Origin of the sequence: Streptomyces sp. NPDC026672 (genome assembly GCF_040638185.1) — a bacterium.
Classification (GTDB): Bacteria; Actinomycetota; Actinomycetes; order Streptomycetales; family Streptomycetaceae; genus Streptomyces.
The window spans coordinates 70,125-85,712 of sequence record NZ_JBEZXS010000038.1 but is presented as its reverse complement, the minus strand read 5'-3'; the positions used below and the strand labels follow the sequence as shown (position 1 = coordinate 85,712).

The window sequence follows — 15,588 nt, the reverse complement described above, 5'->3', positions numbered from 1 at the left end:
CGGCGGTGCGTCGGTTGCGGGCGACGTAGCGGTCACACGGTCCTCCCAGAGCTCGGCCGCCGACATGTGCACGGCGTTCGTCCACTTCGCCCAGCGTGCGGACCGGCCCCGGCGGCCGCCACCACAACGCCGCCGAACGGCCCCCTTCGTGCGCCTTCGGTTCTCGTCACCCGCTCTTCTTGAAGCCGCAGGTCAGCAGCCTGGGGCTTATTGCATGGGGAGCCGTTGCCGCATTTGTGCTGCGTCGTGGGCGCGCAAGCCCCTCGTGGAAACGGGCGCTTGACCGCCGAGGGTCCTGTGTCAGAGCGGGAGGTCGTCGGGAAGTACCCGGAACGCCTTGTAGCGGCCCAACGGGCGTACGGCCCGGAAGTCTCGTCGGTCGAGGGCGAGAATCGCGTCCGTGTCGTAGTCGGCGGCGAGCGCCACGTTCACCGCGTCGGCGAGGTCGAGGTCCAGCGCGCGGTAGCGGACACGGACGGACTGGGCGGCGCCGAGGTGGACCTCCGTGATCTCCGGCGTGACAACACGCCCCCGGCTCATCCAGCGCCGCAGGTCGTCGACCGCGCTGAGGGCGGCCTCCCTGCCGAGCTCACGCGTCGCCACGTGATCCAGTTCTGCCAGCAGGAGCGGGGACATGACCAGCAGGCCCGCCGCCATGATGGCCTCGTTCGCCGCCCGGTGTTCCGGGTGGGCCGAGTCCAGGGCTGCCAGAAGGCCGGACGTATCGGCGATGACAATGATCACGCGGCGGATCCGGAACCCGAGCCGGTCTCACGCCGGACGGCCTCGGTGACCGTGTCGCGGACCTCCGACTTGGACAGCGTGCGCCCTGGCCCCTCGAATGTGCGCGAGAACAGCGGCTCGTCCCAGACGCGGTTCGCCATGGCTGCAAGGTGGATGCCCTGGCGGATGATCTCGGCCTCGCTTATACCCCGGCGTTTGGCGGCCTCCTTGATGATCGCCAGGTCCTCGGGGTCCGCGTACACGTTCGTGCGCTTCATGGACATGTACCAACAGTAGTCCATGTACCGGATTGATGTATCCGGCTCACCTCCCCATGCCGTGTTGCCGAGGAGCAGCCGAGCCGACCTCACACACCCCTTCGTTCGGTTTCCGTGGCGGTGTGCCCGGGATGAGTGCGCGGGTCTCCACTCGTGGAGCGCGCACCTCGACCGGGCCACGTACGGCGAGACTCAGCGTGGGGCAGCGGCGGCGCCTCGACTCCATGCCCGCTCGGACACCTGGGCTCACGCCCAGTGGACGCCCGACGCTGAAGAACCTCACCGAGCGGGACCGCGTCCTGTGGTGGCTGACGTCCATGGGCTCCAGCATCGTCCCGCTCGCCGGTGCCCCCGACCAGGGCCGAGAGTTCATGTTCCCGGGGGCAGTGCCAGGATGCGGAACGGGCTGGGCGGTACGGCCAGGGGCACGGCCGGGAGGGTGCGGTCTCCTGCGTACCGCCAGCCCCAGGACCGCATGGTTTCGACCGTCCCGTGGTCGCGGGCGTCCACCAGCGTGATGCCGAGCTCGGCGCCGTGGTCGGCGAGCAAGCGCCGCTGAAGGCGCCGGGCGAGGTTCCAGACCCGGTCCTTGTACTCCCGACGCACACGTGGCGGCACCACGATTCCGGAGACGACGAAGAGCCCACCGGAGGCGGCGCGGCGAAGCAGACTCCCCCCGACGTGTCCACCGAACCCGGCCCACCACGGACCTGCGCCGGCCGTGGGGAAGCCGTAGGCGTATCCGGCCAGGGCGGTGGTCTCCCCTATCAGCAGCGAGAACCCCGGTCGTCGTGCGTCGGCCGCGAGATGGAGCAGGAAGGTCGCACGCGCCTGGTTCCACGCCCACGCGTCACCACCGGAGGTCTCCGCGTACAGGTCACCCAGCTCCTGCAGACGGTCCGAGACCTGACCACGTGTCAGCGGACGGACCCGTTCCGCCACCTCGGGCGAGGAACGGCGCTCCGCCCTCGCCGGGTCCGGCAGGCGAGTGCGCGGTCTGCCCCGTGCGGGTTGGAGCGCGGGGAGGGTCAAGGTCATCGGGAGGAACGCGTGCGCGGGCATGAGCAACCCTGCCCCGGGCACGGGCGATGGCCGACCCGGCGTCGTCGATCCCCGAGAACGGCACCGGCGTCGGAGGCGGTGCGCGGCATGCCCTCGGTCTCTCCACCGTACTCCTGGCGAGGCCCGCCCCGGCGGCCCGGCGGTCGCCGGGAACAGGGCGGGGCGTGTGGGTTGATCAGGGCGGGGCGTGTGGGTTGATCAGGGCGGGGCGTACGGGTTGATCAGGGCGGGGCGTACGGGTTGATCAGGGCCGGAAGGCCGGCCTGGATGGCACGGACGTCAGGGTCGGCCCTGTTCCCCGAGCGCGCCCGCCGCTGCTGCCATGAGCGGTTCGGCAGCGCCCTCGGTGGTGTCCGGGGGCACGACCACGAGGTCCCAGCGCCCTCGGCCGGGAGCGAGCAGGACGACGGTGTGCGGGGCGTTCGCCGCCAGGGCTCTGCGCAGTCGTACGACCTGGTTGGAGACCAGTATCCGGCCGGGCACCGCGGACCACACCGTCCCGTTGACGGTGGCACTGGTGACATGGCCCCACTCGCGCGGCAACCCGGCCAGCAGTCGCGGGAGTTCCACGAGGAGGTCGTAGGAGCGCGGCCACCATGCGCCGTCGATGGACCGGGGCAGGTCGCTGCGGGGCGCCAGCCGCAGGCGGAGGACGGGGTGGGAGGGAAGCGGTGATTGCAGTGCGGTGGTCATGAGGCTGCTGCCAACTTCCGTAGGTGGGTACGTGGTTGCCGTCAGGTGCGACGCGCGGCGGCCCTGTCCGACATCGCCGTACGGTGGTGCGGTTCGCGTGGCGCAGGGGGTGCCGGCCTTCCCGCGGCGGGGCGGTCAGGCCGTACACGAGGAAACCACCGCCGTGGCCTCGGACCCGCGGGGCGGTGGCCGGCGGGGTGGGCGTGAAGGGGGCTGGGGCGCATGGAGAGGTCCCTGACCTCGACGGGGGCCGCGGGGACGGAGGTGCGGCCGGGGTCACGGACTGCCCCTGGGATGGGTGGTGTGCTGGTGACGGCCTGTCGGATAGGCACGACGCACCCTCGTTCAGCCCACCGTACTCCTCGGGCCGACCGGTGCCCGGATTCCGCCGGGCGGCGGCCTTCGGGTGGATGCACTCGGGTCGGTGTCGCGTTGACATGTTCCGTCGCCGCACGTTGACTGGCGGAACGGCTGAGGGCCATGAAGGGCAGGGTCGACCGGGTCTCCGGAAGCCTGAAGCAGCCGTCGGGAAGGCGAAGGGCGCCTTCAGGCGGTGCCCCCATCGCAAACGGAAGCAGTACATACGACGATGTACGACCAGACACGCGCCCAGCAGCCCCCGGACCGGTCCCCCGGCCCGGGCGGACACCGCACCACGGGCCCGGAGCCACTGCTCCCCCCGGGCGAACGGGACGAGATCGCGCGCCGCCTCGGACACGCCGTCAACACCTTCGCGGACACCCCGCGCGAGGCGCTGGAGGAGGCCGCGGACGCCCTCGACGAAGCCGCCGCCCAGCTGGCGAACGCCCTTTCGGAGATGCGGCGGGTGCTCCGCGCCGACTGGCAGGGCCGGGACCCCGAAACGGACTCCGCCGAACTGCGGGGCGCGTTGAGGCAGTACCGGGAGCTCACCCAACGGCTGCTGCGCATGTAGGCGACGGCAGGCTCCCACCGCAGAGCGGCGGGGGCTCACGCCGCCCCTTCCCCGGCGTCGTCGGTCACCGGGAGTGCGCCGGTGTCCGAACCGGTGCACGGTGGGCCCCGGTGCGTCCACCGTGCTCCCGGCCGAGAGCGACGGCCGCCTCCGCGTACGGCCTCCGCTGTCGGGCACGGGCCGACCGGCCGGCTCCGTTCGGTCACCGGGGGCGGGCAACCCGTGACGGGCGGAACCACTGTCCCGACCCCTGTGCGGCCGTGGCACGCGCGGGCGGTCCTCCCCGGCATACCCTTCAGAAAAAGGGGTCGCCGGGACTCGAACGGGCCCTCGTGGAGACACCCGGTCGCCCGCCAGGAGGTCCGTACCGGATGAGGACCCGTTGCCCTCCGGGAGCCACACCGAGGTGCGCGTCCTCGCGACGACGCCGGAGACCGCCCGCGCCTACAGCCGGCCGTCCCCACGCGGCCGTCAACACCTCGGAGAACGAGAGACATGACAAAACTCCGCGAACGCAAGAACAACCGGGAAGGGGTCCTGCGATCCCTGTACGCGGCTGTGGAGCTCAACCGCCCCGAGGTCAGCGGATCGGCACTCCGCGACGAGCTGGGCCTGCCCGACGAGGACCTCTCCGCCGCCTGCGTCTACCTGGCCGACGAGGGCCTGATCAACGTGGAATGGACCTCGCACCGGACCCCGGCCTCCGTCTCGCTGACACACGAGGGCATCCGCCTGATGGAGGAACGGGAGGAAGAACGGGAAGGGCGGGAGGCACAGGAGTAGCCTGGCCGTACCGAGAGCTCTTCGCGCAGCGCGGTCAGCGGTGCCGTTCCCGGCGAGCGACGCATCGGGCAGCCGGCCACGGCGCCCGGGACGGGATCGCACGATGGGACGCAGCAGAACGCCGGCCTCCGACGCGCACACCTACCGGATGCCCGTTCCCCGCCTGAGCCTCACCCGGGGTGTTGATGGCGGCCCGCTGGATGGCGCCCGGTGGCCGCGCTGTGACGTGCTGGAGCTTGAACTGCCCGCGCTTGTCAGCGCGTTGGAACCGGATTCGGGCGCCGAGGTGCGGGTCGCCGTGGACCCCGCCCAATGGCCGGACGCCCCGCGGACGGTCATGGCGCCCGGCCGGGTGATCGCCGTGGAGCCGGCCGGTCCGGGGAGCGAGGCCCGGATCGTCACCCTGGACTGCGACACCGTGGGACGTTTGGTGCTCCTGGTCGTCCCGCCCGAGGAGTCCGCCGGAACGGCCGCCCGGCTGCTCGCCGCCGCCGACGACGACGTCGAGAACCCGCTGACCGCGGAGCGGAGGATGCCGACGCCCACCCGTACCGGCCGCCCCGGTGGTCCCGCCCGTAGCGGCCGCCCCGGTGGTACGGCGGGGGAGACGGGATGAGGCCCGCGGCGCCGGGGGAACCCACGGCGGGAAAGGCCGACCGGCGTCGACTCCCCTCCTGGCGCGCGCCGTTGACGGCTCGGCGCGAGGCCCCCGCGCTCTTCGAGGAGTGCCGCATCGTCCGCGCGTACGGTGAACTGGACGCGCAGACCGTCGCACCACTGGTCGGCGCCCTGGCCGAGGTCCGCACGGCCCGGCCAGGACGGCTCCTGATCATCGTGGACCTGAGCGCGGTCACCTTCGCCGACTGCAGCATCCTGCGGCCGCTGTGCGAGGCGTGGTCCGACTGCCACGCCCGCGGCGGCTGGATCCGCGTCGTCTACGACGCCCCCACGATCGGCCTGGTCTTCCGGTGCACCGGCCTGCTCGACCGCTTTCCCGCCCACGCGGACACGCAGCACGCCTGGGAGGGACGAACGGCCGGGGCCACGGCACACCGTGCCTGAATCCGGAAGGAAATCCGTCATGGCGGGGCCACATGTGTGCGTCCGCCAGGGATAGGGTTGTGGCACGACGCAGATGGTGCTGATTCCTTCGGAGCACGGGTGCCACGCACACCTGGGTCCTACGAAGCGCTCCCGGAACGAAGGTGTCATGCCCGCCGTGAAAGGCCCTGTCGTCGGCAACCTCGACGATGACGACTACCCCGCCTACACCATGGGGCGGGCCGCCGACGCACTCGGCATCACCCCCGCCTTCCTGAGGGCGGTCGGTGAGGCCGGGCTGATCACTCCACTGCGCTCGGAAGGCGGTCACCGCCGGTACTCCCGCCGTCAGCTGCTCGTCGCCGCCCGCGCCCGCGAGCTGGTCGGCCAGGGCACCCCCATCGAGGCCGCGTGCCGCATCATCTCCCTGGAGGACCAGTTGGACGCCGCCCTCCGCCTGAACCGGCAGATGCGCCGGAAGCTGGACGAGGGCGACGCGCATATCTAGTTCCGCCGGTGCAGAAATACTGACTTCGACGGGATGAGAACTACCGGGCGGACTCGAAAGTGCATGGCCGGTTCCTCCCGGGCTGTGTTAGCGTGACAACCGTTGCAGTTTTGGTTGCCAAAGGTTTTTTTCCTTGCATAGCTTTCCGGATCTTTCCGGAGGGGTGATCATCGCGGCGACTCGGCCCCGCAAAGTGCAGGGTCCGACACTGCCCCCCTAGGGAGATTCCATATGGCATCCGGCACCGTGAAGTGGTTCAACGCGGAAAAGGGCTTCGGCTTCATCGAGCAGGACGGCGGCGGCGCCGACGTGTTCGCCCACTACTCGAACATCATCAGCAACGGCGGCTTCCGCGAGCTTCAGGAAGGCCAGAAGGTCAGCTTCGACGTCGCGCAGGGCCAGAAGGGCCTGCAGGCCGAGAACATCGTCGCTGCCTGAGACCGACGCACATCGTCACGAGCCGGTGGCTCGCGCATCATACGGCTGGGGCCCGCACTCTTGGGGTGCAGGCCCCAGCCATTGCGTTGCCCGGACAATCCGATAATCGATTTCCGAAACCTCGGGGATTTCCGGGTTCTCCGGAGTATCCGGGATCTCCGGACCGATGCAGCCCGGCTCCGAAACCGATCAGCCCGGGTTTCCGCCTTTCCCTCGGTCCATTCCTGTGACTCCTTAATTCCTCGTACGGCAGCCCGCCGTCCGACGGAATTCCGCGATACGCCGTACGGACGAAGGTTCGTTCATGAACCGCACCCGACGCCCCGGCGACAGTTCGGATCGCCGTCGCGCGGACCGGAATGAGGGTGGTGACCGCCGGTGCCGGGTCTCCCCTCCCCCCGTCCCGACGAAGAGGAGAAGCCCTTGACGCCGATTCCGTCTCGAACACCCCCGGCCGGCAAGGCCGACGGCACCGGTCTGACCGCCCGCGACGCCATGCTGCACGCTCCCGAGCCGCAGGTCGACGACCACATGGCCGTCGACGTGGTCCTGTCCGTGCTCATCGGGGCCCGTGTCCCGCACCTGCTCCTCCAGGACGAGGACGGACGGTGCGCGGGACTCGTCACCCGGGCCCAGCTCATCGCGCACCGTGGCGGCTCGTGGTTCAGCGACCGGACCCGGCTGCGGGACATCCCGCTCGACCGCGGACCGTTCACCGCGTCGACGGCCGCACTCGGCGAGGCGGAGGCCGCCATGCGGATACGGATACTGAACGTCTCCCCCGTGGTCGACGAGCACGGCTACGCCTTGGGCGTCCTCGCGCTCACCCCCTGACCCCGCCGTCCGGCCGCCGTCGCGCGTCCGGGCCCCTCCAGACGTTCCCGGTGTTCTCACTCATCCCTGCGGAGGCATCCATGCGCTGTGTCATCGCCCGTTTCCCCTTCGACCTGAACAAGAGCGAGGTGGAGCAGTCGATGGACGGCATCACCCCCGAACCCGTCACCGGTGTGTCCGTGACCGTCAACGGCCGGATCTACCCCGTGATGCAGGTCGGAGAGGTGATCACCAGGCAGAATCGCCGGGACTTCACGTCCGTCGAGATGCGCCGCGCACTGACCCGGCTCGGCTTCACCTGCCACGACGCGCGCCCGGCCACGCCGCCCCGGGACCTGCGATCCGACGACGAGGACACACTCGGCTGGTGACGGTTCCCGGGGCCCTGACCGCCAGGCGCGGGCTCGGTCGGTACGAGCTCACGGACCGTTGGCGGCACTGGTGAGCAACCGTTCCTCAGGAAAGGCCAGGTTGGCTTGGCCTGCGAGAGAGGTGCCTACGACCGCGCGATGAACTACGACGTCCCACGTTCTTGAGCCGAGGTGACAAGCGGTCCTGGGACCAAGACCTGGAAGCGGCTCTGGCGGGGCGGCTGTTGGCCATCGGCGGAGCCCGGTCGTCGGTTGGGTCCCGGACGGGTCTCCGGGCCGCCCCCGGACAGGCCGGGGATGCAACCATTCCTTACAGAGCTGGAACCCCCGGAAGCCGACCGCGCGCTCGGAACGCCGGTCGCGGGCACTGACAACGGACCTGACGGTGATCGACCCGGGCGGGCCGGGCGGGCGTGGCCGTGTTGATCAGGCCCGCGTGTTCGAGTCCGCGAGGAGTCGCGTCGTCGTTTCCCACAGGTGGTGTTCTCGGTCGGGGTTCTTGGCCACGGGCCGTACCTCCGTCACCTTGTGGACCACCACGAACGCGCCGTCGCGCAGGTGTGCCCACTTGGTGTCGAGGGCGAGTGAGGCCAGTGCGGGGCCCGAGCGCTTCGGGGTGGACACGCCGGGCAGGTGTGACAGGCCGCGTCCGATCGCCTGGACGGCCGCGGGCGTTCCGCGTCCCAGTGCCGTGCCGGGCATCCAACCGGGCTCGAACACCGCGACGTTGATGCCGGCGCCGACCCGGCGCTGGAGTTCGTGGGCGTAGTACAGGACGGCCAGTTTGGCGTTGGCGTAGGCGACCCCGGAGGCGGTGAAGCCCGGCTTCTCGTCGCCGGTCGCCGGGCGGGCCATCTCGACGGGATCGCTCCACTTCGCTTCGGGCACCCCCATCAACCGCCGCCAGACATTGGCGCTGTAGACGTTCGAGCCGAGCAGCACGATCCGGGCGGGCGCGGTGAACGAGCCGAGCAGGTCGCCGATGAGCTGGGCGTGGGCGAGGTGGTTCACGGCGAAGGTCGTCTCGAAGCCGTCGGCGGAGGCGGCGCGGATGTCGGCCGACATGGTGCCGGCGTTGGCGACCAGCGCGCGCAGGGGTCGTACCTCCCCGGCGTCGAGCAGTTCCCGCACGGTGGCCGCGGCGGCCCGGACGTCGGCGAGCCGGGAGAGGTCGCACCCGACCTCACGGACCCTCGCTCCCCGCGCACGGGCCTCCTCGGCGACGTTCGAGAGCGCCTCTCCGGCCCGGCCCACCAGCAGCAGGTCGGGGCGCTCGCCGTCGGGACGGCCGGCCATGGCGAGGGCGGCGGCCCGCCCGAGGCCCCGGGTCGGGCCGGTGATCAGGACGGTTCCGCTGTCTGTGGTGGTCATGGGTCGAGCCTCGAAGACACGGGGACGGTCAGCCAGCCGCCCCGTTGTCATAGGACTGCCGGGGCCAGGACAACGGCACCGCCGCCACGCACACTGAACGTGTGGAGACATGGGAGTTCGGCCGGACGGTACGCCGTCTGCGTGATCGTGTCGTACCCGAGTCCGTGGGCATCCCCGCCGGGCGGCGGCGCCGGGCGAGCGGGCTGCGCCGCGAGGAACTGGCCGGGCTCGCCGGGATCTCCACGGACTATCTGACCCGGCTGGAGCAGGGGCGGTCGACCGCGCCCTCGGCACAGGTGGTGGAGGCGCTCGCGCGGGCCCTGTGCCTCACCGACCCGGACCGCGACCTGCTCCACCGGCTCGCCGGCCACACCGCCCCCGGGCCCGACGTCGTCCCGTCCCGCGTCACCCCGAGCGTGCAACGGCTGCTCGACCGGCTGTCGTACACCCCCGTCGTCGTGTACGACGCCACCTGGACGCTCATCCTCGCCAACGCGCCGTACGAAGCGCTCATGGGCGAGACGTCGACCTGGACCGGGATCGAACGCAACGCCGTCTGGCGCAACCTCGCGGGCCGCGAGAACCGCACCGTGCACACCCCGCGGGAGCGGGACGACCACGAGGCCCGGCTCGTCGCGGACCTGCGGCTGACCGCCGCCCGGTACCCCGCCGACCGGGCGCTACGGCGGCTCGTCGCCGACCTCATGGCGCGGAGCCCGCGCTTCGCCGCACTCTGGGAGGCGGACGCCCCGCCCCCGCTCGCCGACCCGTCGAAACGGAAGGTCGTCGACCATCCCGCGGTCGGCCGGATCACGCTCGACTGCGACACGCTCCTCGTCGCCCTGGACGATCTCCGCATCATGGTCTACACCGCCGAGCCCGGCACCGAGGACGCCGAACGCCTCGCCCTCGCCCTCGTCCTGGGCACCGAGCCCCTCACCGAACAGCCCGGCGGCCACGGATAACAGGCGCGAAGATCTGCGTGTGCCCCCGGTGGGGGTGCGGGCGATAGTGGACAGGTAGTGCGTTCCGTCGGCCGTTCCGGGAGGGTCGGCGGGTCGGTCCGGGCCAGGCCCACCCCGGTACCGCCCGTGGCCGCGTCCGCCCCCGCCCCAGGAGGTCCGGATGGATCTGATCCACTTCCGTATGGTCATGCCGTCCGCGCTCACCGAGGCCGCCGTCGGGCTGCTCGCCTCGCACGATCGTGTGCTCAACCTCGTGGTCGTGAAGGAGGCGCACCTCCCGGGCGGTGACGCGGTGGAGTGCGACGTGATGAAGGGCGCCGCGAACGGTGTGCTCGGCGACCTGCGCGAGCTGGGGGTGGACCGTACCGGGTCGATCGTCGTCGGCGACGTGGACATGATGTTCTCGAAGCACGCCGAGCGCATCGAGTCGGACCAGCCGAGCGCGCTCGTGCACGCGCCGCTGTGGGCCGCGGTCGAGGCCCGTATCCGCGCGGAGGGGACCTATCCGCCGTCGTTCTACCTGTTCCTGGTGATCGCCGGGCTCATCGGCTCGGTCGGCATCATGACGAACTCGCAGATCCTCATCGTGGCGGCCATGGTGGTCGGACCCGAGTACAACGCGATCACCGGGGTCGCCCTCGGTCTGGACCGCCGTAACCGGCGTATGGTCCGGGAGGGGATGCTGGCCATGACGACCGGGTTCACGCTGGCCATCGTGGTCACCCTGGGGTTCGCCGCGCTGGCGCGCGGCGCCGACCTCCAGTCCACGGCCTTCGAGCTGGGGCTGCGGCCCGTGTCCCACCTGATCGACACGCCGGACTTCTTCTCGGTCGCCGTCGCCGTCCTGGCCGGCGTCGTCGGCATCGTCTCGCTCACCGAGGCGCGCGGCACCGCCCTGCTCGGTGTCTTCATCTCCGTGACCACGATCCCCGCCGCCTCGGACGTCGCCGTCTCGCTCGCCTTCGCCGACTGGCACGAGGCCCGGGGCTCGCTGGTCCAACTGCTGCTCAACGTGGTGGTGCTCGTGGTCGTCGGGGTCCTCACCCTGCGTCTCCAGCGGCGTCTGTGGCACCGCGCGACCCGCCGCGCCACCGCACGGCGCCGATGACAACGGCAACGACAACCCCCATCCGGCCGACGAGCCGGAGCAGGCACCCCGGCCTACCCTGGTCGAGGGGGTCCGTCCGGGTGAATCACACGCGGAAAGGGGCGTCCCGTGGACGACTACCCGCTGATCGAGAATCACGGGCTCATCGGCGATCTGCAGACCGCGGCGCTGGTGACCACCGAGGGGGTGGTCGACTGGTTCTGCTCCCCGCGGTTCGACTCGCCCAGTGTGTTCGGGGCGCTCCTGGACAAGGAGAACGGCGGGCACTGCACGGTCCGGCCGGCCCACCCGACCCATGCGACCAGACAGCTGTACCTGCCCGACACGGCGATCCTGGTGACCCGGTTCATGACCGAGGCGGGCGCCGGTGAGGTGATCGACTTCATGCCCGTGACCGGTACGACGGTCACGCGGCGCCACCGGCTGGTCCGGCTGGTCCGCTGTGTGCGCGGCAGCATGACGTTCCAGGTGGAGATCGCCCCGCGGTTCGACTACGGCCGCAGCAAGCACGAGTTGCACCTCACCCCGCACGGAGCGGTGTTCGCCGCGGAGGACGGCACGGAACTCACCGTGCACCCCATCCGGGAGCCGGAGGACGAGCGGCTCACGGACGTGCTCACGGACCAGGGCGCCGACGTGCACCTCAAGCTGACCATGACGGCCGGTCAGCAGCGCGGACTGATCCTGGAGATGGGCGCCGGGGAACCGCCCAGGGAGGTCCGCCGGGAGGAACACGAACGGCTCTTCGACGAGACGGCGGCCTTCTGGCGCTCCTGGCTGTCGCAGTCGCGCTACGCCGGGCGCTGGCGGGAGGTGGTGGAGCGTTCCGCGATCACTCTGAAGCTCATGACCTTCGCCCCCAGCGGTGCCGTGGTGGCCGCCCCGACGGCGGCCCTGCCCGAGCAACTGGGCGGCGAACGCAACTGGGACTACCGCTTCACCTGGATCAGGGACGCCTCCTTCTCGGTGTACGCGCTGCTGGGGCTGGGCTTCACGGAGGAGGCCAGGGCGTTCATCGCCTGGCTGGGCGACCGGGTCAGCGAGCGGGCCGGCAGCGAAGGGAACACGGGGCCGCTCAACATCATGTACAAGGTCGACGGCTCCTCCGACCTGAACGAGCAGATCCTCGACCACTGGGAGGGCTATGAGCGCTCCGCCCCGGTGCGGATCGGCAACGGCGCCGCCACCCAGCTCCAGCTGGACATCTACGGCGAGGCGCTGGACAGCATCTACTTCGCGCACCAGCACGGCTTCGAGGTCGGGTACAAGGGGTGGACCTCGCTGCGGACGGACCTGCAATGGCTGGCCGACCACTGGGACCAGGCGGAGGAGGGCATCTGGGAGACCCGCGGCGGGCGCCAGGACTTCACGTACGGCCGGGTGATGTCGTGGGTGGCGTTCGACCGCGCGCTGCGCCTCGCCGAGGCGAAGGGGTGGCCGTCCGCGACCGGGCGCTGGCAGGCCGAGCGGGACGCCGTCTACGAGCAGGTCATGGCGAAGGGCTGGAGCGAGGACCGGCGGGCCTTCGTCCAGCACTACGGCGGTCGGGTCCTGGACTCCTCTCTGCTGCGCATGGCGACGGTCGGGTTCGTCACCCCCGGGGACCCGATGTGGTCGTCGACCCTGGACGCCATGGAGCGGGAACTGGTCAGCGACAGCCTGGTCTACCGCTACGACCCGGGCGCCTCGCCCGACGGTCTGCGCGGCTCGGAGGGCACCTTCTCGCTGTGCACGTTCATGTACGTCGACGCCCTGGCCCGCGCGGGACGGACCGACCGGGCGCGGCTGGTGTTCGAGAAGATGATGGGGTACGCCAACCATCTGGGCCTGTACTCCGAGGAGATCGACCCGACGGGCCGTCAACTCGGCAACTTCCCCCAGGCGTTCACCCATCTCGCCCTGATCGACTCGGCCCTCACCCTGAACGAGGCCCTCGACAGGAAGTAGTCCGGCGACAAGAACACGAAGGAGTCCGGCGCCGGTTCAGCCCTCGTCGCCGGTGTCGCCGCGCCGCAGGTCGGCGTCGGTGAGGCCCTCCAGCTCGCCGCGGGTGTCCAGCCAGTACAGCAGGGCGACCGCGGGGACGACGAGGACGACGGCGACGAGGGTGACCAACGCCAGCCAGCGCATCGTGGTGTGCGCGCCCGCGCCCTCGGCGACGGTCAGCGAGGTCGGGACGAGGTAGGGGCGCTGTGCCATGCCCCAGGCGATGACGGCCGAGGCGACCACGCCGACCGCCGTGACCCGGGACCAGGCACCGGAGGGCCGGAGCAGCAGCCACGCGGTGGCGAGCGTGGCCAGCACCGCCAGGACGACGAGGACGAGGCCGGCGCCGTGGGTGAGGCCGTGCCAGACGTGGGGCGCGTCGCCGTGGGTGACGACGAGGGTGACGACGGCGAGCACGGCCACGGCGGCGAGGGCGCCCAGGGCCCGGCGCCGGAAGTAGCGGTCCAGGTCCGGCGCGGCGAAGCGGCGGGCGTCCGCGGCGAGGAAGACGGCGCCGAGTGTCGCCGTGGCCGCGACGGCGAGCAGTCCGAACAGCAGGGACGTGGGGTTGGCCCAGGCGTCCGTGGACGCCGTCGTCGTGGCGGTCACCCGGCCCGAGGCCACTCCTCCGGCCGCGGCGCCCAGGAAGAACGGCGTCAGCAGCGAGGAGACGGCGAAGACCGCCCCGTACAGGCGCCGTCCAGCCAGTCGGCGGGCGGGCTTGCGCAGGGCGAAGCCGGCGCCGCGCAGCACGATGCCCACGGCGGCCAGCGCCAGCGGCAGCCACATCGTGGTGAAGACCCGCTGGAAGAGGTCCGGGAAACCCGTCCACATGATGACCAGGACGAAGATCAGCCAGACGTTGTTGACCTCCCACACGGGTTCCATCGCGTGGTCGATGAGCCATCGCGGGCGCCTGCCGCGCTTCGCGCCGCCCGCGGTCAGGTCCCAGAAGCCGGCGCCGTAGTCCGTGCCCCCGCCGCAGGCGTAGGCGGCGATCGCGAGCAGCAGGACGACGGCGATCACCCCGGCGATCACAGCCGGCTCCCGGTGGAGCGGGGCCCGTACGGTGTGTCCGTCTCCGGCGCCCCGGTGTCGGGCGCCCCCGTGTCGGGCGCGCCCTCCGGCGGCCGGGGCGCGCCGCTCTCGTCGGCGAGCCGCCATCGGGTGCGCATCTTGAGCAGCACCACGAGGAACGACCCGAACACGAAGACGTACACGACGACGACCAGGGCGAACATGGTCCACAGGCCGCCGGCGCGGGTCGCCGTCACCGCCTCGGCGACCCGCATGTTCTGGTAGACGATCCACGGCTGGCGGCCCACCTCGGTGGTGATCCAGCCGCATTCGACGGCGAGGACGGAGGCCACGCCCGCGCAGGCCGCGCCGCGGAAGAACCACGGGGAGGCGGGCAGCCGGCGGCGCCGGACCCACAGGACGCCGTACCAGAGCGCGAGCAGGAGCAGCAGGGAGCCGATCCCGACCATGGTGTCGAAGGCCCAGTGGGTGATGGTGGCCTGGGTGGCCGTCGGCCGGTCGCTCGCGGGGACCGAGGTCAGTCCGGTGACCCGGGTGTCCGGGCGGAAGCCGGCCAGGATGGAGTCGAGTTGGGGGATCTTGATGCCGCCGGAGATGGTCCCGTCCGGGTGCAGCCGGCCGAACAGGTACTCCGGGACGTGGGTGTCGGTGTTCCAGACGATCTCCATGGCGGCGAACTTCACCGGCTGCTTGTGGAACACCTGCCGGGCGATGGAGTCGCCCAGCATGAACTGCACCGGGGTGCACACGGCGGCGAGCGTGAAGGGGATCGTGAAGCCGAGCCGGTGGTAGCGGTCGCGGCGGCCCCGCAGCCAGCCCATGGCGTAGACGCCCGCCGTGACATAACCCGCCGTCACGAACATCGCCATGACGAAGTGCCAGTACTCCGGGCCGAACATGGGCGTGAAGATCGCCCTCCGGACGTCCACGTCCACGGGGTTGCCCGCGGCGTCGAGGTTGAAGCCCCGGGGCGTGTTCATCCACGAGTTCGCGGCCAGGATGCCGAAGGCGCCCAGCAGGGCCACGAAGGGGAGCGGCAGCCCGAGCAGGAAGTGGGTCCGGGAGGGAAGTCTGCGCCAGCCGTAGAGGTAGACAGCGATGAGGACGGCCTCCAGGAAGAACGCCCACGCCTCGACGCCGAAGCCGATGCCGAACACGTCGCCCCAGCGGCCCATCATGCCCGGCCACAGCAGCCCGAACTCGAAGGACAGGACGGTGCCGGTGACAACGCCGATGGCGAACTGGACGGCCATCACCGCCGACCAGCGCCGGGCCAGCAGCAGGGCGGTCGCGTCGCCGCGGCGCAGCCCGTAGCCGTGCGTGATCAGCGTGATCAGCGGCAGTGCCACGCCCATGGGCACCAGGATGATGTGGGTGGCCAGCGTGAAGGCCATCATCGACCGGGCCGGCAGCGTCTGCGCCGGTGCGTCCGCCAGCAGCAGGACCGTGTGCATG

The 15,588-nt window shown here is 71.4% G+C and carries 18 protein-coding genes; 11 read left to right on the top strand and 7 right to left on the bottom strand.

Annotated elements, in window-relative coordinates:
* Window positions 1-300: 300 nt before the first annotated feature.
* From AB0F77_RS33330 to AB0F77_RS33315, 4 genes are all read right to left on the bottom strand, one after another.
* Entirely contained in the window at window positions 301-744 is a 444-nt protein-coding gene (locus tag AB0F77_RS33330) for a PIN domain-containing protein (RefSeq protein WP_361955429.1), read from the bottom strand.
* Window positions 741-1,007 carry a CopG family transcriptional regulator gene (locus tag AB0F77_RS33325; protein ID WP_361955427.1) on the bottom strand — a complete coding sequence of 89 codons (267 nt, stop codon included), beginning with the start codon at window positions 1,005-1,007 and terminating at the stop codon, window positions 741-743. The genes AB0F77_RS33330 and AB0F77_RS33325 overlap by 4 nt, the downstream gene beginning before the upstream one ends.
* A gap of 363 nt (window positions 1,008-1,370) precedes the next feature.
* On the bottom strand, window positions 1,371-2,039 hold the full coding sequence (locus AB0F77_RS33320; RefSeq protein ID WP_361955425.1) for a hypothetical protein: 669 nt from the start codon (window positions 2,037-2,039) through the stop codon (window positions 1,371-1,373).
* A 303-nt stretch (window positions 2,040-2,342) separates the two neighbouring features.
* Complete coding sequence (locus tag AB0F77_RS33315; protein ID WP_361955423.1) at window positions 2,343-2,756, bottom strand: DUF5994 family protein; 414 nt, start codon at window positions 2,754-2,756, stop codon at window positions 2,343-2,345.
* 589 nt (window positions 2,757-3,345) lie between these two features.
* On the opposite strand from AB0F77_RS33315, the gene AB0F77_RS33310 reads away from it, so the two are divergent.
* The 8 genes from AB0F77_RS33310 (at window position 3,346) to AB0F77_RS33275 (ending at window position 7,665) form a co-directional block, all read left to right on the top strand.
* A complete protein-coding gene (locus tag AB0F77_RS33310; RefSeq protein ID WP_361955421.1) occupies window positions 3,346-3,690 on the top strand; it encodes a hypothetical protein in 345 nt (114 codons plus the stop codon).
* A 495-nt stretch (window positions 3,691-4,185) separates the two neighbouring features.
* Window positions 4,186-4,473 (top strand): hypothetical protein, encoded by a 288-nt coding sequence (locus AB0F77_RS33305; RefSeq protein ID WP_361955419.1) that lies wholly within the window; start codon window positions 4,186-4,188, stop codon window positions 4,471-4,473.
* Window positions 4,474-4,576: 103 nt separating this feature from the next.
* Window positions 4,577-5,089, top strand: coding sequence for a DUF5994 family protein (locus AB0F77_RS33300; RefSeq protein ID WP_361955417.1), 513 nt, complete (start codon window positions 4,577-4,579; stop codon window positions 5,087-5,089).
* 71 nt (window positions 5,090-5,160) lie between these two features.
* Window positions 5,161-5,535: an STAS domain-containing protein gene (locus AB0F77_RS33295; protein WP_361955416.1), complete on the top strand. Its 375-nt coding sequence runs from the start codon at window positions 5,161-5,163 to the stop codon at window positions 5,533-5,535.
* Window positions 5,536-5,683: 148 nt separating this feature from the next.
* A complete protein-coding gene (locus AB0F77_RS33290) occupies window positions 5,684-6,022 on the top strand; it encodes a MerR family transcriptional regulator (protein WP_361955415.1) in 339 nt (112 codons plus the stop codon).
* A 231-nt stretch (window positions 6,023-6,253) separates the two neighbouring features.
* Window positions 6,254-6,460, top strand: coding sequence for a cold-shock protein (locus tag AB0F77_RS33285; protein WP_361955414.1), 207 nt, complete (start codon window positions 6,254-6,256; stop codon window positions 6,458-6,460).
* 495 nt (window positions 6,461-6,955) lie between these two features.
* Window positions 6,956-7,294, top strand: a complete 339-nt coding sequence (locus AB0F77_RS33280; protein ID WP_361955439.1) for a hypothetical protein — start codon at window positions 6,956-6,958, stop codon at window positions 7,292-7,294.
* 80 nt (window positions 7,295-7,374) lie between these two features.
* Window positions 7,375-7,665 carry an SCO5918 family protein gene (locus AB0F77_RS33275; RefSeq protein WP_361955413.1) on the top strand — a complete coding sequence of 97 codons (291 nt, stop codon included), beginning with the start codon at window positions 7,375-7,377 and terminating at the stop codon, window positions 7,663-7,665.
* Window positions 7,666-8,091: 426 nt separating this feature from the next.
* Here AB0F77_RS33275 and AB0F77_RS33270 read toward each other — a convergent pair whose 3' ends face one another.
* Window positions 8,092-9,036, bottom strand: coding sequence for an SDR family NAD(P)-dependent oxidoreductase (locus AB0F77_RS33270; RefSeq protein WP_361955412.1), 945 nt, complete (start codon window positions 9,034-9,036; stop codon window positions 8,092-8,094).
* 101 nt (window positions 9,037-9,137) lie between these two features.
* Here AB0F77_RS33270 and AB0F77_RS33265 point away from each other — a divergent pair, with 101 nt between their 5' ends.
* The 3 genes from AB0F77_RS33265 to AB0F77_RS33255 all read left to right on the top strand — a co-directional run bounded on the left by AB0F77_RS33265 (window position 9,138) and on the right by AB0F77_RS33255 (window position 13,056).
* Complete coding sequence (locus AB0F77_RS33265) at window positions 9,138-10,001, top strand: helix-turn-helix transcriptional regulator (RefSeq protein WP_361955411.1); 864 nt, start codon at window positions 9,138-9,140, stop codon at window positions 9,999-10,001.
* 160 nt (window positions 10,002-10,161) lie between these two features.
* Entirely contained in the window at window positions 10,162-11,109 is a 948-nt protein-coding gene (locus tag AB0F77_RS33260) for a DUF389 domain-containing protein (RefSeq protein ID WP_361955410.1), read from the top strand.
* Window positions 11,110-11,217: 108 nt separating this feature from the next.
* Window positions 11,218-13,056: a glycoside hydrolase family 15 protein gene (locus AB0F77_RS33255; protein WP_361955409.1), complete on the top strand. Its 1,839-nt coding sequence runs from the start codon at window positions 11,218-11,220 to the stop codon at window positions 13,054-13,056.
* A gap of 36 nt (window positions 13,057-13,092) precedes the next feature.
* Here AB0F77_RS33255 and AB0F77_RS33250 read toward each other — a convergent pair whose 3' ends face one another.
* Both AB0F77_RS33250 and AB0F77_RS33245 read right to left on the bottom strand, forming a co-directional pair.
* Window positions 13,093-14,133, bottom strand: coding sequence for a cytochrome d ubiquinol oxidase subunit II (locus tag AB0F77_RS33250; RefSeq protein ID WP_361955408.1), 1,041 nt, complete (start codon window positions 14,131-14,133; stop codon window positions 13,093-13,095).
* Window positions 14,130-15,587: a cytochrome ubiquinol oxidase subunit I gene (locus tag AB0F77_RS33245; protein WP_361955407.1), complete on the bottom strand. Its 1,458-nt coding sequence runs from the start codon at window positions 15,585-15,587 to the stop codon at window positions 14,130-14,132. Before AB0F77_RS33245 ends, AB0F77_RS33250 begins: the two co-directional genes overlap by 4 nt.
* Between the last annotated feature and the right edge of the window lies 1 nt (window position 15,588).